The sequence below is a fragment of the Variovorax sucrosi genome (assembly GCF_051216635.1).
Taxonomy (GTDB): Bacteria; Pseudomonadota; Gammaproteobacteria; order Burkholderiales; family Burkholderiaceae_C; genus Variovorax.
The window spans coordinates 337,543-362,581 of the sequence record NZ_JBPJZU010000007.1 but is presented as its reverse complement, the minus strand read 5'-3'; the positions used below and the strand labels follow the sequence as shown (position 1 = coordinate 362,581).

General features: G+C 63.4%; 28 protein-coding genes. 4 read left to right on the top strand and 24 right to left on the bottom strand.

The window, feature by feature from the left end:
• The 22 genes from ACSFBE_RS16250 to ACSFBE_RS16145 form a co-directional block, all read right to left on the bottom strand.
• The coding region (locus ACSFBE_RS16250) for a hypothetical protein (protein ID WP_435491430.1) at positions 1–199 on the bottom strand (199 nt) is incomplete at its 3' end.
• 12 nt (positions 200–211) lie between these two features.
• Positions 212–1,009 carry a hypothetical protein gene (locus ACSFBE_RS16245; protein ID WP_435491429.1) on the bottom strand — a complete coding sequence of 266 codons (798 nt, stop codon included), beginning with the start codon at positions 1,007–1,009 and terminating at the stop codon, positions 212–214.
• A gap of 16 nt (positions 1,010–1,025) precedes the next feature.
• Entirely contained in the window at positions 1,026–3,515 is a 2,490-nt protein-coding gene (locus ACSFBE_RS16240) for a VirB4 family type IV secretion/conjugal transfer ATPase (RefSeq protein WP_435491428.1), read from the bottom strand.
• 243 nt (positions 3,516–3,758) lie between these two features.
• Positions 3,759–4,079, bottom strand: coding sequence for a hypothetical protein (locus tag ACSFBE_RS16235; RefSeq protein ID WP_435491427.1), 321 nt, complete (start codon positions 4,077–4,079; stop codon positions 3,759–3,761).
• Between the two features lie 65 nt (positions 4,080–4,144).
• Entirely contained in the window at positions 4,145–5,683 is a 1,539-nt protein-coding gene (locus ACSFBE_RS16230; RefSeq protein ID WP_435491426.1) for an XVIPCD domain-containing protein, read from the bottom strand.
• Positions 5,680–6,219: a hypothetical protein gene (locus ACSFBE_RS16225; RefSeq protein WP_435491425.1), complete on the bottom strand. Its 540-nt coding sequence runs from the start codon at positions 6,217–6,219 to the stop codon at positions 5,680–5,682. The genes ACSFBE_RS16230 and ACSFBE_RS16225 overlap by 4 nt, the downstream gene beginning before the upstream one ends.
• 75 nt (positions 6,220–6,294) lie before the next feature.
• Positions 6,295–6,807: a DUF4189 domain-containing protein gene (locus ACSFBE_RS16220; RefSeq protein ID WP_435491424.1), complete on the bottom strand. Its 513-nt coding sequence runs from the start codon at positions 6,805–6,807 to the stop codon at positions 6,295–6,297.
• A gap of 21 nt (positions 6,808–6,828) precedes the next feature.
• A complete protein-coding gene (locus tag ACSFBE_RS16215; protein ID WP_435491423.1) occupies positions 6,829–7,758 on the bottom strand; it encodes a type IV secretion system protein in 930 nt (309 codons plus the stop codon).
• Positions 7,759–7,812: 54 nt separating this feature from the next.
• Positions 7,813–9,366 carry an XVIPCD domain-containing protein gene (locus ACSFBE_RS16210; protein WP_435491422.1) on the bottom strand — a complete coding sequence of 518 codons (1,554 nt, stop codon included), beginning with the start codon at positions 9,364–9,366 and terminating at the stop codon, positions 7,813–7,815.
• Positions 9,363–9,893 carry a hypothetical protein gene (locus ACSFBE_RS16205; protein ID WP_435491421.1) on the bottom strand — a complete coding sequence of 177 codons (531 nt, stop codon included), beginning with the start codon at positions 9,891–9,893 and terminating at the stop codon, positions 9,363–9,365. Before ACSFBE_RS16205 ends, ACSFBE_RS16210 begins: the two co-directional genes overlap by 4 nt.
• Before the next feature lie 75 nt (positions 9,894–9,968).
• Complete coding sequence (locus tag ACSFBE_RS16200) at positions 9,969–10,469, bottom strand: DUF4189 domain-containing protein (RefSeq protein ID WP_435491420.1); 501 nt, start codon at positions 10,467–10,469, stop codon at positions 9,969–9,971.
• A gap of 21 nt (positions 10,470–10,490) precedes the next feature.
• Positions 10,491–11,555, bottom strand: a complete 1,065-nt coding sequence (locus tag ACSFBE_RS16195) for a TrbL/VirB6 family protein (RefSeq protein ID WP_435491419.1) — start codon at positions 11,553–11,555, stop codon at positions 10,491–10,493.
• 72 nt (positions 11,556–11,627) lie between these two features.
• On the bottom strand, positions 11,628–11,954 hold the full coding sequence (locus ACSFBE_RS16190) for a hypothetical protein (protein WP_435491418.1): 327 nt from the start codon (positions 11,952–11,954) through the stop codon (positions 11,628–11,630).
• Between the two features lie 26 nt (positions 11,955–11,980).
• A complete protein-coding gene (locus ACSFBE_RS16185) occupies positions 11,981–12,772 on the bottom strand; it encodes a hypothetical protein (RefSeq protein ID WP_435491417.1) in 792 nt (263 codons plus the stop codon).
• A gap of 20 nt (positions 12,773–12,792) precedes the next feature.
• On the bottom strand, positions 12,793–13,086 hold the full coding sequence (locus ACSFBE_RS16180) for a VirB3 family type IV secretion system protein (RefSeq protein WP_435491416.1): 294 nt from the start codon (positions 13,084–13,086) through the stop codon (positions 12,793–12,795).
• A 7-nt stretch (positions 13,087–13,093) separates the two neighbouring features.
• A complete protein-coding gene (locus ACSFBE_RS16175; RefSeq protein ID WP_435491415.1) occupies positions 13,094–13,537 on the bottom strand; it encodes a TrbC/VirB2 family protein in 444 nt (147 codons plus the stop codon).
• 40 nt (positions 13,538–13,577) lie between these two features.
• Positions 13,578–14,384 (bottom strand): lytic transglycosylase domain-containing protein, encoded by an 807-nt coding sequence (locus ACSFBE_RS16170; RefSeq protein ID WP_435491414.1) that lies wholly within the window; start codon positions 14,382–14,384, stop codon positions 13,578–13,580.
• Between the two features lie 31 nt (positions 14,385–14,415).
• Complete coding sequence (gene virB11, locus ACSFBE_RS16165) at positions 14,416–15,456, bottom strand: P-type DNA transfer ATPase VirB11 (protein WP_435491413.1); 1,041 nt, start codon at positions 15,454–15,456, stop codon at positions 14,416–14,418.
• A 16-nt stretch (positions 15,457–15,472) separates the two neighbouring features.
• Positions 15,473–16,705 carry a TraB/TrbI/VirB10 family type IV secretion system protein gene (locus tag ACSFBE_RS16160; RefSeq protein WP_435491412.1) on the bottom strand — a complete coding sequence of 411 codons (1,233 nt, stop codon included), beginning with the start codon at positions 16,703–16,705 and terminating at the stop codon, positions 15,473–15,475.
• Positions 16,702–17,481 (bottom strand): TrbG/VirB9 family P-type conjugative transfer protein, encoded by a 780-nt coding sequence (locus ACSFBE_RS16155; RefSeq protein WP_435491411.1) that lies wholly within the window; start codon positions 17,479–17,481, stop codon positions 16,702–16,704. Before ACSFBE_RS16155 ends, ACSFBE_RS16160 begins: the two co-directional genes overlap by 4 nt.
• Complete coding sequence (locus ACSFBE_RS16150) at positions 17,478–18,452, bottom strand: VirB8 family type IV secretion system protein (RefSeq protein ID WP_435491410.1); 975 nt, start codon at positions 18,450–18,452, stop codon at positions 17,478–17,480. The genes ACSFBE_RS16155 and ACSFBE_RS16150 overlap by 4 nt, the downstream gene beginning before the upstream one ends.
• Positions 18,452–18,682: a hypothetical protein gene (locus ACSFBE_RS16145; protein WP_435491409.1), complete on the bottom strand. Its 231-nt coding sequence runs from the start codon at positions 18,680–18,682 to the stop codon at positions 18,452–18,454. The genes ACSFBE_RS16150 and ACSFBE_RS16145 overlap by 1 nt, the downstream gene beginning before the upstream one ends.
• A 536-nt stretch (positions 18,683–19,218) precedes the next feature.
• On the opposite strand from ACSFBE_RS16145, the gene ACSFBE_RS16140 reads away from it, so the two are divergent.
• Genes ACSFBE_RS16140 through ACSFBE_RS16125 form a run of 4 tightly spaced genes read left to right on the top strand, consistent with a single transcriptional unit; the run spans position 19,219 to position 22,862 of the window.
• On the top strand, positions 19,219–19,515 hold the full coding sequence (locus ACSFBE_RS16140) for a FeoA family protein (RefSeq protein ID WP_435491408.1): 297 nt from the start codon (positions 19,219–19,221) through the stop codon (positions 19,513–19,515).
• Complete coding sequence (gene feoB / locus ACSFBE_RS16135; RefSeq protein WP_435491407.1) at positions 19,508–21,406, top strand: ferrous iron transport protein B; 1,899 nt, start codon at positions 19,508–19,510, stop codon at positions 21,404–21,406. Before ACSFBE_RS16140 ends, feoB begins: the two co-directional genes overlap by 8 nt.
• A 1-nt stretch (position 21,407) precedes the next feature.
• Entirely contained in the window at positions 21,408–21,680 is a 273-nt protein-coding gene (locus ACSFBE_RS16130) for a DUF6587 family protein (RefSeq protein ID WP_435491406.1), read from the top strand.
• 3 nt (positions 21,681–21,683) lie between these two features.
• A complete protein-coding gene (locus tag ACSFBE_RS16125; protein ID WP_435491405.1) occupies positions 21,684–22,862 on the top strand; it encodes an FAD-dependent monooxygenase in 1,179 nt (392 codons plus the stop codon).
• A gap of 21 nt (positions 22,863–22,883) precedes the next feature.
• Here ACSFBE_RS16125 and kynA read toward each other — a convergent pair whose 3' ends face one another.
• The gene (kynA, locus tag ACSFBE_RS16120; RefSeq protein WP_435491404.1) at positions 22,884–23,723 is read right to left on the bottom strand and encodes a tryptophan 2,3-dioxygenase; all 840 of its coding nucleotides are present in this window, start codon (positions 23,721–23,723) and stop codon (positions 22,884–22,886) included.
• Between the two features lies 1 nt (position 23,724).
• Complete coding sequence (gene kynU / locus ACSFBE_RS16115; RefSeq protein WP_435491403.1) at positions 23,725–25,035, bottom strand: kynureninase; 1,311 nt, start codon at positions 25,033–25,035, stop codon at positions 23,725–23,727.
• Positions 25,036–25,039 lie beyond the last annotated feature (4 nt).

Sequence of the window (25,039 nt, the reverse complement as noted above, 5' to 3'; positions counted from 1 at the left end):
CATTGACCACCAAGCCCATCATCGGCTCGCGCGACTGGCCGGTGAGGATGCGAAAGCCCTGCACCATGATCCAGGCTGTGAAGAGCACAAGGGCGATGGCCGCGACTGCCGTCATGGTGTTCTGCATGAAGTTGTCGCGGAAGGTGTTGATCCGGTCGTCGACCCAGGCGTAGATCAGCGCGAAATAGGCCATTTCCATGATCAGGCGCCTTTACTTGATGGCCAGTGCGGTTGCCAGGGCGCCTGTCTGGATGAGTTGGCCCACACTGGGAAGACCGCCGCCGCTGCCTTTGATGGCGGTCTGGGAGAGGGCGCTTTGCTGGCCTTCGTGGAATTTGATGGCGGACTCGTAGGCCCCCAGACGGGTACGCCAGAAGCCCATTTCGGCTTGCAGCTTGCCGATGGTGCGCAAAGACTCGTTGGTGTTGGCCCACAGGTCGCCCTGGTTCGAGATAGACCTGCGGTTGTCGTCGATCTTCGTGAGTAGATCGCTGTATTGCTGGAAGCGGTTCGCCATCTCGATGCTGTCGTTGAAGGCCTGAACGCGCAACTGAATGAGCTGCTGGCAGATCTGCTGCTTGATCGAAGAAGAGTTGGTTGCGCTGATGGTGGCGATGCTGGTGATGTTCGGACTGGCGCCGCCAGCCCCTGCGGCAGCGCCCAATGCGCTGCCCACCGCGCCTAACGCGCCGCCGCTTTGGCTGGGACAGGCTTGTTGCACGTAGCCAGAGGTGTCCGAGATTTTCTGGAGTTGGTTGTTGGGTGTCAGCGTAGGCGTGAAGTCCAGCTTGGGGACTTTGGTCTTGATTTGGTTGAGGAGGTCGGAGGCAGTCTTGTTCAGATCGCCTTTGCCGATGCGGTCTTGAATTTCCTCGAGCTTTTCGTTGGCGTCCTTGTCGTTGACGGCCCAATCGGCATGGGCTGATCCCGCGAACACCACGGCAAGCGAGAGGGCCGCACGGGCTGCGATGGAGCTTAGAAGTCGACGGTGGTGTTTGATGCGATTCATGGTGGTTCTCGGGCGATCAGGCGATCAGTCGTGGACGCGCCGCGCGCTCAACGGGCTGGTCGGCGGGCGCAGTCACGCGCTTGCCGCTGCCCTTGCGGTTGTCATAGAAGTCCTGCAACCATTGCTCGGGCCGCAGTTCGTTGATGGAGGTGCCCTCGGCCCTGGCACTCCCGTCCAGCACGCCGTGCAGGATTTCGATGTTGTCGGTGGAGGCTGAAATGACGGCCAGCGCGTCGTCCATGCCGCGCAGGTCGAGCTGGCACACCGAGGACATGTGGCCTTGCTTGACGAGGAAGCGTCGTGAGCGTTCGTCCAGGCTGATCACCACCTGGTATTCGGACTCGGTGAGCTTCAGGCCCTCGATGTAGTCCTTGCGGCTGGCGTTGGGGTTGGGCAGCAGGATCATGGTGGCCGTCTGCTCGATGAGCGCGGCCGAGATGTCGCTGCCCAGCGCGTCTTCGGGGCTCTGGGTGGCGAAGATGCCCATGCCGTTCTGTTTACGGATGGTCTTCTGTTTGTTCTTGGCAAAGTCCTTGAGGGCGCCGCCGCCGTCGAGAATTTTCCAGAACTCGTCCATTACGTAGATGAGGCGGCGGCCGTCGATCAGCGCATCGAGCCGGTGCAGCAGGTAGTTGATGACCGGGACGCGTACCTCGGGGTTGTCGATGACATCGGTGTAGTCAAAGCCAATGATGTTGGCCTTTGTCAGGTCGATGGTGTCTTTGGGGTTGTCGAACACCCAGCCCAACGAGTTGCCCGCGGTCCACTTGCGCATGCGGATGAAGAGGCCATCGTCGCCCATGTTGGGCAGGCTCTTCTGGAAGTTGGTCATGTTGCGCAGATGCTCGGGGGTGTCGAGCATGGCCTCGACGGCGCGGAAGATGTCGTCTTCCTCGCGGGAGGTGTAGACCGGCTTGGCGGCCAGCACCTTGACGAGGTCACTCAGGAACTGGACGTTGGCCTCGGTGCGTTCGCAGTGGAACGGGTTGAAGCCGGTGGGCTGCCCGTTTTCCAGCGAGAGGTAGTTGCCGCCGCAGGCGCGCACGAAGATCTCGGCGCCGCGATCCTTGTCGAAGAAGAATATGGTAGGCGACGGGTCGAGCTTCTGAATCTGGCTGAGCAGGAAGTTGATGAGCGCCGTTTTGCCAGTGCCAGACTTGCCGATCACCATGGTGTTGGCAATGGCCTTTTCGCCCAGCGAGTTTTCGCCGGGCAGCGTGGCGTGGAAGTTGAAGTAGTAGGGCTGGCCGTTGACCGTCTGCAGTGTGGTGACGCACGGGCCCCAGGGGTTGTTGTCGCGCTTGCCGCTGGCGAAGTTGTGCAGTGGCGACATGCCCAGAAAGTTGAGCGAACTGACGCTGGCCAGCCGGGTGCGGTATTTCCAGTTGCCGGGAAATTGCGCGTAGAACGCAGCGGTGACGGCCAGGTCTTCCTTGATCGAGACAAAGCCCGCGTTGGAGAGCTCGGCGCGGGTGGTGGCGATGTGCTGGGAAAGCGTCGCCTGGTCGGGCGCGTAGACGGCGATGGTGAAGTGATACTGGCCCAGCACGAAGTTGCCGGACGAAATCTGGTCCATGGCCTGATCGAGCTCGACGATCTGGCTGACGGCCTTGTCGCCGGACGAAATCATCATGCCCTTGGTGCGCTCGAGCGCCTTGAGCGCGTCGTGCCGCCCCATGGGGCTGAATGAATGGGTGATGACGTATTCGAAGTCGAGGTACTTGAGCCCGTTGAGGATGCCGGGGTGGGTACCGTCGGGGTATTCCTTCACATTGAGGATGGCGCCGAAGTGATTGACGCCGTTGGGTGTGGTCAGCACGAAGTCACCGGTCTTGGCCGAGAAGCGCTGGCGGCTGACGGCCAGGTAGCGATAGACAGGCGCCTTCAGCACCGGCACGGGCTCGCCGACGCGATTGAGCAGGTAGCCGAAGAATTCGAGGGTTTCCGAAAAGACGATGCCGTTGGTGGCCTCGTACATGCGCAGGCGCGTGGGCGCGTAGTCCTTGAGCACGGCCTCCATGTTGCCGGCCAGTTCCAGTACTTTGTCGATGGCTTGTTGCTGTTCGCACGCCAGGCGCGACGTGTCGGTGGATTTCTCGACGAAGCGTTTGCCCGAGACCACGGGGCGGTAGAGCATCGTCACGTAGAGCTCGTTCTGCATGAGCTTTTGCGCCGAGAGCCCTTTGAAGTACGCGTCGGACAGCGATTGGTTGAAGGCCTCCTTGAACTGGCTGCTGTCCTTGACGTGCCGGCGGCGGCGCAGGTCGTGCACCCAGAAGGCCACATTGGTGAAGTCCGGCGCGCGCAGCGTTTGCAGCATGCGGTTGAAGGTGTTGTGCCGGTGCTCGAGTTCCCATTCTTCGCGGCCGACGAAGGGCAGCCCTTCCAGTCGCCAGGTCAGGAAGTAGTCGCCACCCGTGGTCTTGAGCACGGTAGGAGACACGTGCGTAGACAGCGGGATGAATTCGCTGATGGGGGTGTCAGGACTGAAGGGCGGCGTGGACATGGCGTAGGTCTTTGTAGAGAGGGGCGGTGTTCGAGGAAGCCTCAGAAGCAAGTGTTTGTCCGGGACGGCGGACCGTGACCCGGTCGGATCACAGGGTTCATCAGCTTCTTGTTGCGCTGAAGGGCGCACGCAAAGAGAACCTCCGCATTCGCCACGCACAGGCCGTGCACTCGAATCGTTGTCGCCGACGCACCGCAATCCTCCAGCGGTGCTTGTCGACTCGAGCGATGGGGTGGCGGGGTCTCAGGGTGCGTAGCCCCACTGCGCGATGATGGATTCCAGAACGGCTTGATTCGGGCCGGTGGCACCCTGACAGCTCATCAGATACGACCTGCGTGCCGATGCAGTAGCCGACGAGTTGAACTTCGGGCTCCATATTTGGATGCTGTGGAAGACCGTGATCGGCGCTGTGCAGCCGGGGCTCGGGCTGCCGTATCCGGACATGCTGGCCATGCACAGAAAGACCGCGCAGGGCTCCGGGGCCTGCGCGCGAGTGGGAGTGCTCAGGCCGAGACCCAAGGCCGTGGTCAGCGCGAGAGTGGCGGAAAAGGTGCGTAGTTTCATGATGAATACCTCCCTGGTACTGATTGAAATGATGATGTTGTGTGGCTTGCAGCGGATACGGTTGCTCAGACCGACAGGATCGACGCAGCCTGCGCCTGCACAGGCTGGTTCACCTGCTGCGAGCGCTGGTCCTGCTGCTGCTGGTGCGCATCGGCGAAAGCAACCGCGAAAGCTTGCGAACTTTGCGCAAGGGGCGTGTTCAGCGCCACCACCGTGTCCACACCGATCACCTTGGAATGCGCGGTTCCCGGCTCTCCCTGCACGGCAATGAGCTTGCTGCCGTTGTCGTTCACGGCGACAAGATCGATCTGCTTGAACCTGGATTCACAAGCCGCTGAAGCCAAGGTGCCGGCGGCATTGCAGGTGTATTGATCGGAAGGAATACCGCGCTCGGCATTGATCTTCTCCAGCCCGGCCAAGGCCTGCTTGTAGAACCCGTTGCCAGAGTGTTGGCCATCGTTCAACAGCGGCACCGGTCCTGTCTGGCTGCTGAACCACGACCCTGGATGGCCGACCTTGTCGAGAATGCGGGAAGCACCCTCGCGCACCGCTTCCCCGGTTCGCTCCAGCGCCTCGCCTGCCTGCCGGGATCTTGTCTCCACCTTGTTGCGCGCTGCATCGTAGGCCTGCTCTGCGGCATGGCCGGCGGCCTTTGCGCCCGAAACCACAGCCTTGCCAGTCGTTTCGGCCGCGTGGACGACCGCGGTGCTTGCGGTGTCGTAGGTTTGTTTGGCGGCATGGCCGGCTGCCTCAATGCCGTGACCGACCGCCTGCCCGGCCTGCACCCCAGTTTTCAGCGGAACAGATGTGATGGCACGGGCGTTGTATATGTCGTTGCGGTAGCGATCAATCATGCCGTGATGGGCGTGGTACTGCGCCTGGTTTTCCCGCGAGATGATCGAGTAACCCAGCGTCTTGCCGTTGGGCACGAAGTTGTCGATCGCATGCGCGCTGAAATCGGTTGCCCTGGCGGGATTGCGCACACTCAGAGTGCCGCCGTTGTCGCGGTACCCCTCCTTGCTCAGCGTGTCGATATCCTGCTGGACTGCATAGACCCGCACCTCGCCAAAGTGCGCACTGGCCGCACTGACCGCATCGCCTGCACGAACATGGTTGATGACTTGGTGGCCGCCTTTGGGGACGCCATGTATCAGTCCGGCCGCGCCAAAGGCGTTGAAGGTTTCGCCCTTGAGGCCTAATTTGTGCGCCTCCAGCTGGGCCAGCGTGCCGCCCAGCGAGTGGCCGGTGACGGTGACGTTGAGAGGGCGGTCATTGCTCTCCGCATAAGCTTTTGATTGAGCCATGACCCTCTGCGTGAAGGCATGTGCATCAGGCGCCTGGGCATTGATGCCGGCCAAGGCCATGCCTGCATCGACGAGGCCGTCTTGCACCGGTTCGCGGCCGAATTCGGTGCCGCGAAAGGCAATGACCACCTCGCCCGTGTCGACGCGCCGGTAGGCCGTGGCCTGGAGACCAGATTTCGGATTGTCGGCATGGTCGAAGACTCGATAGGTCACCCCATCTAACACGATGTTCTTGGCCGGATCAGGTTTGTTGTACGAATCCTGCGCAAGCAGTGCGTAGTCCGTGGACTTGATCGTCATTGGAATTTCTCCTCGGCGGTGAGCGTCATCGAGAATGTGTTGTTCGGTTCCTTGAAGTCGGCGCGGAGTGCATTGCCATCGTCGATGAACGGATGGTCACCCCGCTTTGATTTGGCCTCCTGGCTGAAATAGGACTTCTTGTTGAAGTAGCGCGTGGCAGCCTTCCTCGCCAAAATGTCGTCAAGCGCAATGGAGTGGGCGAACATCTGGTTGCCGATCTGCAAGTCGAAGTCCGCAAAGGGCATGGACCAGCGGCAAAGGCCCTGCCCGAAGTAGTCCTCGTCCGTCAACAGATCGACATAAAGTTCACCCTTGTAGACCTTGTCGCTCACGCGGGCCAGTGCCATCGGTACACGCTTTCTTGGAACTAGCGTGGCGCCGCTGAAAGGGGTGAGCGGTACGCAATTGCGGTTCGCCACTTCATAGCCAACGGATCCCTTCACGGCATCGAACGGCCCCGGCGCACCCTCGATGGTCAGAGTGATTTCATAGCGCATCTTCGGATGCGGATTGAGCTTGATGTCGGGTTTTTTCATGGGCTGTCCGCAAGCGGGGAGAGTGAGGGTCAAGAGAATGAAGAGGGCGGTGGCAACAAGGCGGTTCATCGCCATTCACCGAATTCGCACCGGCAGGCTGCAGGCGGAGTAGAGAACGCGGCAGTCTGTGCTTCCTGCCTCACGACATGTCTTCATGCCAAGTTCGGTGGCTTTTTCTACAGTGGCGGCATTGGGAGTGTTGTAGCCGTTAGCGCCCACCACAAGCACGGCACACTGGTTGTCATACGCGACGTCAATCTTGCAAATCATGCCGCCTTGCTGCTGGCAATCGCTTACTGCCGCTTGCGAGGCTTCTCGCTTGCTTGGCTTGTCGACCGTTGCGCCGATAACACCTTTGGGCGCGTCCGTCGCAATCGCCCCCCATCGACTCTCCCATCGCGGTGCCGGTTGCTGCGGCGCCCGCTGACCCCCGTAGCCAGGGATGGGGTTGCAGCCATTTACTCCGCTCGTGCTACCGGGGTTGTTGGGATACATGCCCGGAGGACAACTCCCCTCGGCATGCGCGCCCGCAGTTCCAAGAAGCCACAAGGCGATCAATAGAAAACTACGCAAGAAACTTGTGAACATGATCAAGTCTGCTGAAGTCGATTACTGCACCTTGACGGTGTCGGTTTGAGGAGAAGATGGTGGGACGCCGGCGCGGTTGTTGAGACCGCCAGGCGGTTGATTTGAGGGAGCCGTTTGCGTCGTTTGGGGAGCTGGCGCTGCATAACCCCCCGGCGCCTGCCCCGCAGGCCCCTGCGCCGCCGGCTGCGCCGCCCCGCCCAACTGCGAGAACGGCTGGAACTGCCCCAACGTCCCCCCAAAGAACTGCGCAGCCATGGGCGGCGCAGAGATGATCAGCAGCGTCAAGATCAAGCCAATGCCTCCCTGCTGCATCGCCGTATTCGACAAGCCCTCGGCCGTCTCCCCCGTCAGCACGCCAATGATGTTGCTCGACCACAGGGCCGCAGCCACGCGCAGCATCAGCTTCATCACGATGGAGGTCGTGAAGTCCAGCACTGCCATCGCGAACAAGGTCGCAATGCCGTACTTCACCCAGTTGTGAAACAGCGGCTTGGTCGTGTCGAACAACAGGCGCAGGATGAAAATGGGTCCCAGGCCAATGAACAACATCATGGCCATCTGGTACATCAACAGCATCGCGCCGGCTGTCATCGGCGGGCCGGCCACGCCCAGCATGGCCATCAGCGACGCTTTGCCTTGTGCGGCGGTGTTGGCGATGTCGTTGGCAGGCGTCTTCACGCTCTCGATGGCCCCCATCGCCACCTGAGTCCAGGCCAGGTTCTCGTCGATCGCCTTGACCGGGGACTCGTCCTTGCCCGTGACCAGGTAGTTGATGCCTTGGGCCAAGTCGCGCGTGAAGAAATTTTGCAGATTCACCGAGCCCACGGCCATGGTGGTGGCTGCCACCACGATGACGGCGACGAGACCGCGCATGCGCGTCTTCGTCCAAGCAATCCATCCGCCAAACAGTTCGGCCGCCATTAGATGGATGGTTTGTGGCGAGGTATTCATGGTCGATGAAAGACGATGGGGCGATGAACGAAAGGGCTGGCGCGTGGGCTCAACTCAAGCCAGAACCGGTCCGGTTTGCGTCTGCACAGGCCGATTCACCTGCTGCTGGCTCTGCTGCTGGGTGTGCGCATCGGCGAAGGCCACCGAGAAAGCTTGCGAACTCTGCGCAAGCGGCGTGTTCAGCGCGACCACCGTGTCCACACCGATCACCTTCGAATGCACGGTTCCCGGCGTACCCTGCACCGCAATGAGCTTGCTTCCGTTGTCGTTCACGGCGACAAGATCGATCTGCTTGAACCTGGATTCACAAGCCGCTGAAGCCAAGGTGCCAGCGGCATTGCAGGTGTATTGATCGGAAGGAATACCGCGCTCGACGTTGATCTTCTCCAGCCCGGCCAAGGCCTGCTTGTAAAACCCGTTGCCAGGATGCATGGGATCGTTCAGCAACGGAACCGGCCCTGCCTGGCTGCTGAGCCACGACCCAAACTTGTCGGTGAGCTTGTCCATCGCACGGGAAGCACCCTCGCGCACCGCTTCGCCGGTTCGCTCCAGCGCCTCGCCGGCCTGCCGAGCGCCTGTCTCCACCTTGTTGCGCGCTGCATCGTAGGCCTGCTCTGCGGCATGGCTGGCAGCCTTTGCGCCATGCACGACCGTGTGCGCACCCGACACCACGGCTTGCGTGGCCTTCTCGGCCACCACCGTGCTGGCCGCATCCGCCGCCTGCACGCCCAGTCGCAAACCGCTCATGGTCGGGATCGCGATCGACGGCGGCAGATGATGGGCGGCCACCGTGTGCAAGTCGATCCGCCCCTTCATTACGTCATGACGGTACTGAGCGATGGGGCCGGCATAGGCACGCGCGCGTGCCTCGTTGGCCGCGTTCATGACCGACTCACCGCCCAATGCTGGGTTGCCGGGCAGAAAATTCTTGATCGTATGGGCAGAAATGTTCGCCGCCAGCAGCGGATTGCCCGGCAGCGGCGAGCCCCCGATATAGCGGCCATGGCGCAGGCTCTCGATGTCCTGCGCCGCGGCATAGATCTTCACCTGTCCCAAGTGCGGCCCCCCGGCGCCCACTACGTCGGTGGCCCGCACGTGGTTGACGATGTTCGGATGCGGGGCGTGCACATCGACGCCATAGCGTGCCAAGCCGGTCAAGTCCTTGGGACCATAGGCGTTGAAGGTCTCGGCATGCAAACCGGTCTTGGCGGCGGTAATCTCGGCCAGCGTGCCGCCCAAGGAGTGGCCGGTGATGGACACGCTGAAGGGCTTGTGTTTTTCTTCGGCGGACTCTTTGGCTTTCGCTATGGCTTGCTCGGTGAACTTCATTGCATCATCGAGCTGGCTGTTACGTCCGTTGAAGACCAGGCCTGCATCGGCTATGCCGTCCTTGACCGACTCGGTGCCGCGGTGGGCAATGATCACTTCGCCCGTGTCCACGCGCTGATAGGCCGTGCCCTGGTAGTCCGTCTTGGGGTTGTTGTGGACGTCGAGAATCTTGTAATCGATGCCGCCGATGGTGACCGTCTTGTTGGAATCCTTCTCCCGGGAGCGGTCGTTGTACGAATCGTCGGACAGGCGCGCGTATTCGTTGGCATCGATGCTCATTGGAAGTCCTCCTTGGCGGTCAGGGTGGTGGAGAAAAATTCATCGCGATAGCGGGCGACAGAGTCATCCAGCAGAGAGCCGCCGATATGTCGATCTGAAATATTTGTTTTGCCATAGGCCTTCTTGGCAAAGTATTCAGTCTTCGACTGCAGCTTCGCAATCTGCTCGCCAGAAATAAATGGATTGAACGTCACTTCACCGGCCTTCATTACGCCCGAGAAGCCAACCATCTTCCAGCGACACACTCCGAGGCCGTAGTAATCGCTGTCCTGCACCAAATCCAGATAGACCGTGCCCTTGTAGGTCTGACTGTCGCTCACGCGCTTGAACTCGACGTCCGGGTCGATGGATAGGCGCTGATGATGCCCGCTGATGGCATCCGCTGGCACGCACTCCTGTTCGTTCTGTACCTCGTACTGCATGAACCCCGTGACCGATTCAAATGGCCCGGGTGCATCCTGAACAGTCAACGTCAGTTCATAACGCATCTTGGGTTGCGGGTTAAGTTTGATCTCGGGTTTTTTCATGGGCTGTCCGCAAGCGGGGAGAGTGAGGGTCAAGAGAATGAAGAGGGCGGTGGCAACAAGGCGGTTCATCGCCATTCACCGAATTCGCACCGGCAGGCTGCAGGCGGAGTAGAGAACGCGGCAGTCTGTGCTTCCTGCCTCACGACATGTCTTCATGCCAAGTTCGGTGGCTTTTTCTACAGTGGCGGCATTGGGAGTGTTGTAGCCGTTAACGCCCACCACAAGCACGGCACACTGGTTGTCATACGCGACGTCAATCCTGCAATTCACGCCGCCTTGCTGCTGGCAATCGCTTACCGCCGCTTGCGAGGCTTCTCGCTTGCTTGGCTTGTCAACGGTTGCACCGATAACACCTTTGGGTGCATCCGTAGCAATCGCCCCCCATCGACTCTCCCACTGCGGGGCGGGCGGCTGCGGGGCTGACTGCTGGCGGTTGCTCGGCCCACACACATTGAGTCCATTGCCTGACCCGTAGGGAATCTGGCCGGGTGGACATGCGGCCTGCGCATGCACGATGCCAGCCCACAAAAAACACAGGCCCGTTACCAGTAAACCGCGCAAGAAACTTGTGAACATGATCAATTCTGCTGAAGTCGATTACTGCACCTTGACGGTGTCGGTTTGAGGAGGAGATGGTGGGACGCCAGCGCGGTTGTTGAGACCGCCAGGCGGTTGATTTGCGGGAGCCGTTTGCGTCGTTTGGGGAGCCGGCGCTGCATAACCCCCCGGCGGCTGCCCTCCTGGCCCTTGGCTTTGCTGTTGACCCGAAGCTCCCCCATTCACTGCCGACTGGTTATAGAACTGCCCCAACGTCCCCCCAAAGAACTGCGCAGCCATGGGAGGCGCGGAGACGATCAACAGCGTCAAGATCAGTCCAATACCCCCCTGCTGCATCGCCGTATTCGACAAGCCCTCGGCCGTCTCCCCCGTCAGCACGCCAATGATGTTGCTCGACCACATGGCCGCAGCCACGCGCAGCATGAGCTTCATCACGATGGAGGTCGTGAAGTCCAGCACTGCCATCGCGAACAAGGTCGCAATGCCGTACTTCACCCAGTTGTGAAACAGCGGCTTGGTCGTGTCGAACAACAGGCACAGGATGAAAATGGGCCCCAGGCCAATGAACAACATCATGGCCATCTGGTACATCAACAGCATCGCGCCGGCTGTCATCGGCGGGCCGGCCACGCCCAGCATGGCCATGAGCGATGCTTTGCCTTGTGCGGCGGTGTTGGCGATGTCGTTGGCAGGAGTCTTCACGCTCTCGATGGCCCCCATCGCCACCTGAGTCCAGGCCAGGTTCTCGTCGATCGCCTTGACCGGCGACTCGTCCTTGCCCGTGACCAGGTGATTGATGCCGCGAGCCAGATCCTGCGTGAAGAACCGGTGCAGATCCACCGAGCCCACCGCCATGGTGGTGGCTGCAACCACGATGACGGCGTTGCGGCTCATGTTGACGAACACGCCCATCAGGGACTCGCGCGACTGGCCGCTGATCATGCGGTAACCCTGGATGAGGATCCACAAGGTCATGAGGATCAAGGCGACAGTGCTGACCCAAATCATGGAGCGGGCCATCAGACCACGGCCGAATAAGGTGATTTCCTCGCTGATCCAGTTGTAGATCAGAGTGAAGAAAAGAAAATCTGTGTTGACTTCCATGATGATCTTTGGGCGACGGGGGGCGCGATTTTTTGAAGTAGAGGGCCAGTCCGGATGAATTGCGTCCGGACGTTATTTCGAGTCGTTGCTTGCGGCATGCTCGTGTGCCTCCTGGAGGGCATGCGCCGCCGTCTGTTTGACGTGTTTGATCGCTTGGCCCCACCACGTCACTTCGCCAGCGAGTTTGCGCCACGCCTGTTTCAGCGACCAGATCATGACGAGCATCGACACAATGACGCTGAAAAGCAGGAAGGCCGATCCCCAAGGAGATTTGAGAATGTAGATGGCCCGGTCGGTGTTGAACCAGATATAGATCAGCGCGACCCAGACGAGGGCCACGAGTTCACTCTGAAAATTGGCCGATACCCATCGGACTTTGGCTTGCAGTTCGGGTTTCATGGCGTCGCGTTTCTGGTGGTCCGGGCTCAATGCGAGGAGAACGCGCCGGCAAAGGTTGCTGCCTGGATCGCTTTGCCTGTCAACGAAGCTTTGCCCTTCAAAGCCACGCTGGCAAGAACGGATTGCTGACTCTCCAGAGTCTTGATGGCCGTTTCGTAGATGGTCATGCGCGCTTGCCAATTGCTCATTTCGTTTTGCAGCTTGTTGGTATTGCGTACGGCCTCATTGGTGTTGGCTTGCATGTCGCCCACGGAGCTCTCGGAACCTGAAGCCATGTTGCGCAACTGGTCGATCTGCTGGAACAGGCCGTTGTACTGTTGCAAGCGACCGAGCATGTCAACGGTTTCGTTGTAGCTCGTGATTCGCAGCTGGACGATGTTCTGACAGATCCGGTCCTGGTTCTGCTTGATAGAGGCGCTGTTGAAATCCATGGGTCCGATGCTGCTGATGAGGTCGGTAACCAGACTGCCCGAGCCTGGACAGGCCTGCTGTATGAGCTTGGCGGTGTCGGTGATCTTCTGGAGTTGAGCGGTGGGCAACAGGCTCTTGAAATCGAGATTCATGACCGTGGCAATCATCTGCTTGTACTGCGCAAGCGTCTTCGTCCAGCGCGTGGCTTGCTCGCCATATTCCGCTACCTGCTTGGCGATGGACACCTTGTCGTTCACCAGCACGCCCTGCGCAGCAGCGCCAACCGTGAAGCCAACGGCCGCCATGGAGAGCGCGATGCGAGCAACGACCGTTGAAAGTGGGTTGGTAGTGAACTGCTTGATGGCGGCTTTCCGGGTGGTGTCAGGGCTGAAGGGCGGCGTGGACATGGTTCGGCCCCCGGCTTCTTCTAGACGTTGTCTTTGGATTGCCCGCGGTACACGTTGGGCGTGAACACCCACATACCCTCATGCTGTGCGATGTTGCGCGTGCGGACACGGAACTGCAGGCGCAGCCCGAGCAGCCGGAAGATCATTTCGTCGCGCTTGGCCATCATTCGCATGACGAAGATGACCGGAGGGATCAGCAGCAGATAGAACAGGTTGAAGTACATGGCCAACAACATGCATCCGCCCGCGCCCACGAAAAAGGGCACGTAGGGCACGCCCATGAACATGGGCGGGCGGGTGCAGCCGCGGAACATCGCGTTTTTATGCATAGTGGGCCAGCGACTGCACGATGCCGGCGAGTTGGGTCAGGGGATCGACCGTGATGCTGGCCGAGCAGCTGGTGCCGCCGCCGACGGTGGAGCTGCTGCCAAGGAAGAGTTTGGCGATCTGGGTGGCCGCGCCGATCAGCAGGGCACCGATGAAGACCGGCGCAACGTCGCTGATGCGCTTGTGGGCGAAGGCAATCTGGTAGCCCGAGAAAATGATGGCGACGGTGACCACCACGATCGACACGGCGTTGAGCACGCCGACGATGGTTTTGACAAAACCGCAGGCGGTGTCCCCGAGCCCGCCGTCTGCCTGCCCTGCAGCCTGCGCAGCAAGGCAAGGCAGGACGATCAGCGCGGCAATGGCGAGATCGCGAAGCGTGCGCGCGCCCGCGCTGCTGGCGAACGACGAAGCGGTGTTGTTGTGTGGGCGGTGCATGGTGAGTTCCTCTCTGGTTGATAAAAGTGATGGCCGGGGGTCAGAAAACGAAGGCGCCGTCGCCGGCAGGGCGGTCGGGCGGCGCGGCTTGTGCTGCTGCGGCCGGCACGTTGGCCGCGCCTGGATGGCGAACCTGGGGCACGAAGACATCGGGGGCGCCCGCAGGTGCAGGTGCGCCAAGTGGCGAGGCGGGCGCCCGGGTGGCCGCAACTGCAGGCGCAGCAACGGGTGGCGTGGAAGCACCCAGCGGAACCACGCGCATCGAGATGCGCGATGCCGCGGTAGTGGATGGCACCGCTGCGACGGACCGGCCGTCTGCCGGGGCAGGCATGGATGCTGGCACGGCGGCGGCGGTTGGCGGCGCGCTGGCCGGATGCAGGGGGATCGCGGCGGGTGGTGCGGCCGGTGCTTGTGCCAGGGTGACGCCGCGGTTGATCGAATCGAAGACCTTCTGCACGTAGCCGCTGCGAAAGCCGGTCACAAAGTTGCCGGAGTAGTAGCAGCTGAAGGCCTTGCCCCAGTCGCCGCGGGCGCGAGCATGGCAGTCGGCCAGAATGCGGGCACCGGCGGCCAGATTGGCGCAAAAATCGAAGGCTTTCTCATGGGTGTCGAACCCGTACTTGCGAAAGTTGACCTGATTGACTTGCGCTGCACCCAGCGAATAGTTGTAGCCCTTGGACTTGAGCATTTGCGCCGTGGCCACCGCTTCTTCAAGCGTTTTGGGTTGGCGCACGAGCCGGCCCCCCACGACGCCGATCGCGAACGGATTGGCGCCGGACTCGACGTGCACGACGTGCCGCATCACCTGCGCCGGAATGGCGAGGTTGGGGCAGGCGATGGCTTCCATTCCCGGCAACACGGTGTTTGCTCCCTCAGCCTCAGGAGGCGCCCGACGGCGCGAGGCGACCGGGGTCGAAGTCGATGCCCGTGATGTAGCGCCGCCCCGCATGGGCCTTGATGTGCACGATGATGTCGATGGTCATCATGAGCAGGCGCTTGATGGTGGCGAATTCGAGCCCGGCGCCTTCGCTCGATGCCTTGACCATGAGCGCCAGCTGGTCCCAGGTTTGCTCGGTGCTGCCCGAGTGGCAGCTCGTGATGGAGCCCGGGTGGCCTGAGGCGCAGTTGCGGATGAAGTAGAACGCTTCGTCGCCGCGCAATTCGGCCAGGATGATCCGGTCGGGCTTCATGCGCAGGCAGGCTTCCATGCAATTCTTGGCGCTGATGTTGGCGGTGCTCTGGCCTCCCTTGGAGTAGAGCAGGTGCACCACGTTGGGCTGCTCGATGAAGAGTTCGCGCGCGTCTTCGATGGTGACGAGGCGCTCATCGGACGGGATGTGGTGGACGAGCGACTTCATGAAAGTGGTCTTGCCGCTGCCGGTGGCCCCCGAGACCACGATGTTTTTCTTGTGAAGGACGGCTTGCTTGAAAAAGTCCGCGTAGCGCCCTGCGGCGCGCAGTTCGAGCAGTTCACTGTCGTGGGCGCTGAGCCCTGGTTTTTCTTCGAGCAGCTGGTCGAAAAACCCGTCCTCGTGGTACTGGCCCAGGGTGCGGGTCTGCCTGGACGGGAGCCGGATGGTGATGGACACCTGGCTCGCTTCGACGGCCGGGGGAATGACGAACTGGGCGCGCTGGCCGGTGGGAAAGGTCAGCGAGACGACCGGGTTGACGTCGGTGATGCGCTGGCCCGTGTTGCTCTCGTTGACCACGGTGGTGCAGAACTGCAGCGCCCGCGCGGCGGTGAGGCCTGGCACCTCGACGCGTTGCCAGCCGGAACGGTTTTCGAGGTAGATCTCGCCAGGCCGGTTGATGCAGATTTCGGTGACGTCGGGCGACTGCATGAAGTCCCGGATACCCAGCACCTGGTACTGGTAATCCAGAAATTCGTTTGAGACGGTGGCAACGCGTTCTTCGGTCATATGAAGCAATGCCGTGTCAGAAGCTCGCCACCACGGCGCTGAAGTCGACGTCCTTGGCGACGTAGACGTTGACGACGGTGCCCTGGTTGATGGTGACCGTGTCGGGCCGGTTGGCGTTGCGGCGCACGGCCTGATTGGCCAGGTTCTGCAACGTCTGCGCGGTGGTGCTCTCGTAAGGCGACTGGACGGCGAGCCCACCGTTCGAGACAGTCGTCGAACCGGGGCCGTACTGTGCCGCCGCGTACTTGAAGGCGTCGGCGAACATGCTGATCAGCAGCGCCGAGGTGATGCGCTGGGCCCAGTGCTGATCGAGGTGGCCCGGATGACCTGAGCCACCCAGGTTGTCGACGCCGGGACTGGCCATGTTCACATCGATCCCGTTCGGGGTGACGATGCGGTCCCAGATGACGGCGATGCGGTTGCCATTGGGTTCGGTGTCGTACTTTCCAAGTACCTTGGAGCCCTTTGGCAGCAACATGCGCTTGCCGGTGACGGAGTAGACCGGCTCGGTCACGACGCAGGACGTGAAGCCTGGAATGTCGCTGACGATGTGCGTCTCCAGCACGCAGCGGATGTAGGTGCCGCGCAGCATGAGCACGTTCGGATGGACAAGGGCTTGTGCGCTCGACACGGCCGACAGCGGCTTCATGCGATAGGCGCTGTTCGGCGCGATGCCCTGGTCGCCGCCCGCGCCGGGCATACCGCCCATGCCGGGCATACCGCCCATACCTGGCGCCATACCAGGATATTGCGCTTGTTCGGGTTGGCCAGCATCTGCGGGACCCACTGCAATCGTGCCCGCGCTCGATGCCATGCGCCGCTCCATGAGCGTCGGACCTTGTGGGCCTTGCGGTGCGGGCGGAATCGGCGGAAGAGGTGGCAGCAACGGCTGGGCCAAGGGAATGGCCGGGGTTGGCGGCGTGGCGGCCCGGGGCGGGGGCGGCAGGTGGGGCGCCGCGGGGACCGTCACCACTTCTTCCTTGGCCACTTGCGGCTTGTCGGGGCGCATCGCGTTGCTGACCATCCAGGTGGCGGCCAGTCCGAGCAGAAGCACCAAGACCGCCAGGAACCCGAGGGCGCGGCGATTCATGCGTTGCATTTCGCTGGATTTGAGCTCCGGCGCATGCGCGTCGAGGTTGGGTGCAGCGGGCGCTCCGATGCCCTCGAACTGCCTCGAATAAGGATTGGGATCTTGCCGGCCATGGTCAGGCGGGGCGTCTCCTGGGCTGGAAGGAGGATGTTGGTTCACTGGACGGTGTTCCTGCGAAGACCCACGACGTTGTCGCCGTGGCGGATGACCAGGTAGGGATAGGTCCCGTGGACGATGAGGGTGCTGCCTTCGACGGTGGTGTTCACCACGGAGTCTTCGTCGCGCTCCTTCTGGCGCATGTAGACGGTCGGGAAGTTGCCCGTCGGGAACTGCTTGAGGTCGCTCAGCTTGATGTAAGTGAAGCGGCTGTCGTCGTAGACATTGACCGGAACCAGCCAGGCTGCGCCGGCGCTGCTGCTGGCAAAGTCGTACTCGAAGTTGTAGCTCCGGTCCTTGAGCAAACCCGTGTTGAGCGCGGGTGCCTCGGCGACGTGTTTGGCTTCCTTGCCGAAGCTCATGTCGGCGGGATAGGTGAACTTGATCCGGTATTGGACGCCCGCATTGCGCGCCTGCTCCAGGGTTCGCCAGTCGGTGGCCACGACCTTGAGTTCGAAGATGTACGAATTGGTCGCGGTGCGGATCATCATGTTGGTGTCCACATCGACGTTCTTCGGCTTCAGGTAGAAGACGTTGTCGCGACGACTCAGGTCCCAGCCGCTGCTGAAGCCGGTGCTGTAGTCGAGGATTTTTTCGTCGGGACTCAGTTCGATCTGCGTGCTGATGCCCAGGCCGGAACGTATCGGGTAGATGCGGTCGGGCTGGTACTCGTACATCTGGACGGTTTGCGCAAAGGCGCAGGGCATGGCGCAGACGATGACTGCGCACGCTGCGGCCATCAGCGCCCGTCGGCGGTTGTTGGACTGTGGTGATTTCATCGGCGGCGCGTTCCCTGATTGGCACCTGTCGGCAGGGCGGCTGGGGCGGTGGGCGCGGGCGCGCCTGGTACCCCGAAACTGGGTGGAGGAGGGGTGGTTGGCATGACGGCTTGCGCAGGTGGAGCCACCGCTTGGGCACTACCTACCGCACCAGGAAGGACCGCGGTACCCGCCGGGAGCGCCGCGCCGGGCATCGCGGGCATGCTTTCGGCGGGCTTGGGATTGCTGAGGACTTCTTCGGGCGGTGACGAGGCGTAGTCGGTATCCACGCGATAGTCGGTAACCTGGAAGCCGAGCGGATTTTCGATCCGCTGCTGCTCGTCCATCGTGAGGTTCGACTTGTAGGTGAACGCCATCGTCACGATCTTGCTGTCCAGCGGCGCTGAGGAGCCGTTCTGCTTGTTGTAGACGCTGCGCTGGAAGCGCACGGTGGCGCCCTTGGGAACATCGCCGCCCCCGCCACCGATCAGGGTGATGCTCAGGATGCGGACCCTGATGGCTTTGTCCTTGCCGTAAAGGGTGTACGGGTTGGCGGGATTGCCCGACGAATACAGGTTGGTGTAGCCGCCGGAGACGTTCCCTGACGACATGGTCAGCACCCTGGTCCAGTCGCGCAAATTGGTGATCGCGAGGTCGTATGACTCGCGTGCCAGGATGAAGTGGGCCACGTTGCTGCGGTTGATCGCTTCGCTCGTGGTGATGCGTTGCAAGGCGGCATCGTCTGTCAGGCGCGCGGCGGTGCTGGTACCCGTGTACGCATCGGCAATGACCAGATACGGCACCTTTTCCTTGAGTGGCAGCACATAGAAGTAGCCACCCAGAAGCACCAGCGACATGACCACGGCACTGCCTGCAACCCACCAAGCGCGCTTCTCGCTGCGGCGCGCCATGTCGGCCACGGTGAGTTCAAAGTTGACCGATTGGGCGACGGCTTCGTCGATCTTCGAGGTCGACGGGTTCTTCTTGAACATCAGTGCGGCCCTGCTGCGGCCGGTGCAGCAGCGCCTGCAGCCCGAACAACGATCTGCTTGCTGTCAGCCGCGATGGCTATGCCATGTGGCGCGTAGATGGCGCTCAGTTCACCCACGGCGGATTGGATGTCGTTGGTGCGAACCTTCGCCACGGGTTGATGGAGCGTGAAGTCGGACCCTATCTGATAGGACAACTGCAGCCCATTGTCTGAGGCCCAGCGGTTGAGCATGGTTCTGAGCGTCCCATCCATGGGAGACGCGTAGAACGTATAGGCTGGCGAGAGTGGGATCTCAGTGAAGGTGCTCTGGAACCGGTTCACCGGCGCCCAGGAGCCACCATAGTCTTTTGGTGCAGGTGCACCACACGCGGTGAGAGTGACGGCCACAATCAACCAGGCCGCAGCCGCCGAAGGCCGGCTTGTGGCGCGCGCACAGGCGCCCCACACAACATTCTGTGTATTCACAACCAACTCCCTGAACTCTTATATTTCCGACGATTAAATTCGAAGTACGGCCGATGTGCCAGTACGGAGCCGCGCAAAAGTGCACAAAGTGGCAGCTTTTGCGGAAGCCAATCCCTACGCGCAGGGCTGGCATCGCCGACGTGTCAGCGGCAGCACTGGTTCCTCATCCTCGCGGATCGTCCGTGTTGGCCTTGTCAACGGCGCGTTCGTCGATGCCGAGCGGGCGATGGCGGCCCGTCGAAACCAGGGTGAATCCGTTTCAGTAATAATTCTCATTCTGAGAAGAACGAACCACACTCTGCATGACCATTCCTCTTTCCGCGGCTGGTGTCGCAGCCTCTATCCGCCTGGACGAATTGCCCAGCCATCAATGGGCGACGGTGTTGGACGTCGTGCGGTCGGCCGTTGTTGAGGAACAAGAGTTGGCACTGCGTCTGACCGAGATCGGTTTCGTGCCGGGCGAGGCGGTGCGTATCGTCGCGAGCGGAGTCCCTGGCCGCGAGCCGCTGGCCGTGCGCCTCGGGCACACCACCTTCGCGCTGCGCCGTCACGAGGCGTCGTTCATCCGCGTGACGCCCGGAGCCGCGCAGCATGGTTGAAGCCGCTCTTTCGTTCCGCCCGGGCGCCGCGGCGCCGCACGTGCCACCCGCACGCATCGCGCTGCTCGGCAACCCCAACTGCGGCAAGACCGCGCTGTTCAACCTGCTGACCGGCAGCCGCCAGAAGGTGGCCAACTACGCCGGCGTGACGGTCGAGCGCAAGGAGGGCGTGTTGCAGACCGCTGCCGGCCGGCGCGTGTTCGTGCTCGACCTGCCCGGTGCCTACAGCCTCAACGCGCTGTCGGCCGACGAGGCCGTCACGCGCGATGTCGTCACCGGCCAGAGCAAGGAGCCGCTCCCCGAGCTGCTGGTCTGCGTCACCGACGCCACCAACCTGCGTCTCAACCTGCGGCTGGTGCTCGAAGCGAAGAAGCTCGGCCTGCCGATGGTCATGGCGCTGAACATGACCGACATGGCGAAGAAGCAGGGCATTGTGGTCGACGCCGCGGTGCTGTCGCGCGAACTCGGCATCCCCGTGATCGAGACGGTGGGCGTGCACGCCGGGGGCGCGCGCGATCTGCTCGCCGCGCTCGACACACCGGTGGTGGCGGCGGCCCCCGTGCCCTGGCTCGCCCCCGGGCTCGATGACGTGCTCGCCACCCAGCGCGAGGTGCGTCGCATCCTCGGCCTGGCCGTGACCGAGCCGGTCGGCAGCCTCGCCACCAGCGACCGCATCGACCGCGTGGTGCTGCACCCGGTGTTAGGCATGCTGGTGCTGGCGGTCACGCTGTTCCTGATGTTCCAGGCGGTGTTCAGCTGGGCCAACGTGCCGATGGACGCCATCAAGGCCGGCACCGAATGGCTGGGCGAGGCGGTGAAGGCGGTCGTGCCCGAAGGCATGCTGCAGAGCCTGCTGGTCGATGGTGTGGTGGCCGGCGTCGGCGGCGTGATCGTCTTCCTGCCGCAGATCCTGATCCTCTTCCTGTTCATCCTCGCGCTGGAAGATTCCGGCTACCTGCCGCGCGCGGCCTTCCTGCTGGACCGCATCATGGGCACCGTCGGCCTGTCGGGCCGCTCGTTCATCCCGCTGCTGTCGAGCTTTGCCTGCGCCATTCCGGGCGTGATGGCGACGCGCACCATCAGCAACTGGCGCGACCGCTTGACCACCATCATGATCGCGCCGCTCATGACCTGTTCGGCGCGGCTGCCGGTGTATGCGCTGCTGATCGCGGCCTTCATCCCGGCGCGCACCGTGGGCGGCATCTTCAACCTGCAGGGCGTCGTGCTCTTCGCGCTCTACGTCTTCGGCATCGTCTCGGCCATGGCGGTGGCCTGGGTCATGAAGCGCTTCCGCGACAACCAGCAGCACTCGCCGCTGATGATGGAGCTTCCCGCGTACCGCTGGCCCAATGCCCGCAACCTGCTGCTTGGCCTGTACGAGCGCGCCTGGATCTTTCTGCAGCGCGTGGGCACGATCATCCTCACACTGACGATCCTGCTGTGGTTCCTGTCGACCTTCCCGTCGCCGCCCGAAGGCGCGACCGGGCCGGCCATCCAGTACAGCCTGGCCGGCAGGATCGGTGGCGCGTTGCAGCACATCTTCGCGCCCATCGGCTTCAACTGGCAGATCTCGATCGCGCTGGTGCCGGGCATGGCGGCGCGCGAGGTGGCAGTGGGCGCACTCGGCACGGTTTACGCGCTGTCGGCCACTGGGGACGATGTCGCCACCGCGCTGGAGCCGCTGCTCGCGGGCAGCTGGTCGCTGGCCACCGCGCTGTCGCTGTTGGTCTGGTTCGTGTTCGCGCCGCAGTGCATCTCGACGCTGGCCGCAGTCAAGCGCGAGACGAATTCATGGAAGTACGTGTGGATCATGGCGGGCTACCTGTTCGCGCTGGCCTACATCGCCTGTTTCATCACCTACCGCATCGCGGTCGCTTTGGGAGCCGGATGACATGACCCAGCAAATCATCGTCGGATTGATCGTCGCCTGCGCCGCGTTCTATGCGATATGGCGCTGGATGCCCGCGGGCTGGCGGCGCTCCGCAGCGACCAAGCTTGCCGCCGGTTCGCACCGCGCCGGGCTGGTCGACGCACACCGCGCCGCTGCGCTGGCCGCCTCGCTCGCCAAGACCTCGGGATGCGGCGCGTGCGACAGCTGTGGAAGCTGCGGCTCGGCGAAGACCGGCCAGGCCGCCACCGACGCGCCGCCCAGCGCCGCCCGCTGAGGGATGGCGCTGCAACTGCTGGTCGCCGGTGGCGGCATTGGCGGTCTGGCGAGCGCGCTGGCCTTGGCACGCGGTGGCCACAGGGTCGACGTGCTCGAGCAGTCGGCCGTCTTCGCCGAAGTCGGCGCCGGCATCCAGCTCGGGCCGAACGCGGTGCGCCGCCTGCATGCCCTGGGCCTGGCCGACGCGCTCGACGCTATCGCAGCGCGCCCCGACACGCTGGTGGTGTGCGCGGCCCACGACGACCATGAACTGGCTCGCCTGCCGCTGGGCGACACGGCCTTGCAGCGCTACGGCGCGCCGTACTGTTGCGTGCACCGTGCCGACCTGCATGGCGTGCTGCTGGCTGCCGTGCGCGAGCACGCCGACGTCGCGCTCAACCACCCGGCGCGCCTGACGAAGATCGAGCGTTCCGACGACGTGGTGACCGTCGCCACCGACGATGCACGCGCTTGGGAAGGCGACGCGCTGGTCGGCGCGGATGGCCTGTGGAGCGTCGTGCGCGCAGAGCTCGAAACGCCCGGCCCCGCGCCGCGGCCTACCGGCCACACCGCCTGGCGCGGCCTGCTCTCGCAGGCCGCCCTGCCGCTGGCGCAGCGCAGCACGCAAGTGCGCGTGTGGCTGGGCGACCGCCTGCACGCGCTGGTCTATCCGGTGCGGGGGGGTGAACTGCTCAACGTGGTGGTGCTGGCCGAAGCGGCGCCGTCCGGCGATGCGCGCGACTGGGACCAGGCCACGAGTCTCGATGCCCTGCAGCGCGCCACCGGCCGCTGCTGCATGACGCTGCAGAGCTACCTGCTCGCCGTGCCGACCTGGCGCGCCTGGACGCTGCACGACCGCGCGCCACTCACCGGCCCGGCCCAGATGGCACACGAGCGGATCGCGTTGCTCGGTGATGCGGCGCATCCGATGCTGCCTTACCTCGCGCAGGGCGCCGGCATGGCGATCGAGGATGCGGTGGCGCTGGCCGCCAGCCTGCAGGGCGCGTCGAGCGACGAGGTGCCCGCTGCGTTGCGGCACTACGCACGAGCACGCTGGCAGCGCAATGCGCAGGTGCAGGCGCGAGCGCGGCGCAACGGCCGCATCTTCCATGCGGCGGGGCCGTTGCGCGTGGCCCGCGATGCCGCCATGCGGGCGCTGGGCCCGCGACTGCTCGACCAGCCCTGGCTCTACGGCGGCTGAGTGCTGCGCTGTGCGGTCGGCTTACAGGTCGGTGCGCAGCGCCCAGATTTCGGGGAACAGCACCACGTCGAGCATCTTGCGCAGGTAGCTCACGCCGCCGGTGCCGCCGGTGCCGCGCTTGAAGCCGATCACGCGCTCCACGGTCGTCACGTGGCGGAAGCGCCAGAGCCGGAAGGCGTCCTCGATGTCGGTGAGCTTCTCGCCCAACTGGTACAGGTCCCAGTGCTGGCGCGGGTCGCGGTAGACCGCGAGCCAGGCCGCTTCGACCTCGTCGCTCGGTGCGTAGGGCTGGGTCCAGTCGCGCTCGGTGTGCGAGGCCGGCACCGGCAGGCCGCGCCGCGCCAGCAGGCGCAACGCTTCGTCGTAGAGCGAGGGCGCGCGGTAGGCCACATCCACTTGTGCCAGCAGGTCCGCCCGGTGCGCGTGCGGCTTGAGCATCGCGGCGTTCTTGTTGCCCAGTGCGAACTCGATGCAGCGGTACTGCGCGCTCTGGAAGCCGCTGGAGCTCGCAAGGTACGGGCGCATCGCGGTGTACTCGGGCGGCGTCATGGTCGACAGCACCGTCCACGCGCTGACCAGCTGTTCCATGATGCGGCTCACGCGCGCCAGCATCTTGAAGGCGTCGGGCAATTGCTCGGTCGCGATGCAGCGGGTGGCGGCCGTCAGCTCGTGCAGCATCAGCTTCATCCACAGCTCGCTGGTCTGGTGCTGGACGATGAAGAGCATCTCGTCATGCGCCGGCGAGAGCGGATGCTGCGCATTCAGGATCTCGTCGAGATGCAGGTAGTCGCCATAGCTCATCGACTGGCTGAAGTCGAGCTGTGCCTTCTCTTCCTGGACGATTTTCTCGGTCTCGCTCATGTCAGGTCACCGCATTCTTCTGATTGAACTCGGGGCGCTTCCATTCTTCCTTCTCGAGCACCTGCACCAGATGCTCGACCGAATCCCACACGTCCTCGAAGCTCAGGTACAGCGGCGTGAAGCCGAAGCGCAGGATGTGCGGCGTCTGCGCGTCGCCGGCGCGGAAGTCGCCGATCACACCGCGCGCGATGAGCGCCTGCACGATGGCATACGCCGCATGGCCCTGCGCTTCGGCCGCATCGGCCATCGCCAGGCACACCTGCGAGCCGCGCCGGGCGTGGTCGCGCGGCGTGACGAGCGTGAAGCGGCCGGGGCAGCGCGCTTCGACCAGCGCGATGAAGGCGTCGGTCAGCGCGAGCGACTTGGTGCGCAGGGCCGCCATCGGGCCGAAGTCGGCGTTGAAGGGCTCGGCGGCCAGCAGCGTGTCGAGCCCGCATTCGAGCGCCGACAGGCTGATGATCGGCTGCGTGCCGCACAAGTAGCGCGCCACGCCCGGGGCGGGGCGGTAGTGCGGCGTGAACTCGAAGGGCGCCGCATGGCCGAACCAGCCCGACAGCGGCTGCTCGAAGCGGCTCGCATGGCGCGTGTTCACCCACACGAAGGCCGGCGCACCCGGCCCGCCGTTGAGGTACTTGTAGCCGCAGCCGATCGCGAAGTCGGCGTTGCTCTCGTTGAGAGTCACCGGCACCGCGCCGGCACTGTGCGCCAGGTCCCACACGGTGAGGGCGCCCACCGCATGCGCCGCCGCGGTGACGGCCGTCATGTCGTGCATGGCGCCGGTGCGGTAGTTCACGTGCGTGAGCATCACCACCGCGACCTCGGGCGTGAGCGCGGCGGGCAGGGCATCGACGCTGTCGATCAGCTTCAGCGTGAAGCCGCGTTCGCGGCAGAGCGACTCGGCGATGTACAGGTCGGTCGGGAAGTTGCTGCGCTCGCTCACCACGGTGCGGCGCTTGGCGTCGCCGCCATCGATCGCCTGGCTCATGGCGGCGAACAGCACCTTGTAGAGGTTGATCGAGGTGCTGTCGGTGCACATCACCTCGTCGGGCGCGGCGCCGATCAGACGCGCGAGCTTGTTGCCCAGGCGCTGCGGCAGGTCGATCCAGCGCGCCGTGTTCCACGAGCGGATCAAGCCGTTGCCCCATTCCTGCGCCACCACCTCGGCGATGCGCGCCGGCGCGGCGGCCGGCATCACGCCCAGCGAGTTGCCGTCGAGGTAGATCACGCCCTCGGGCAGCGTGAACAGGGCGCGCAGGTCGCGCAAAGGGTCGGCGCGGTCGAGGGCGCGGCAGTCGTCGAGGGTCGTGGTCATGGAG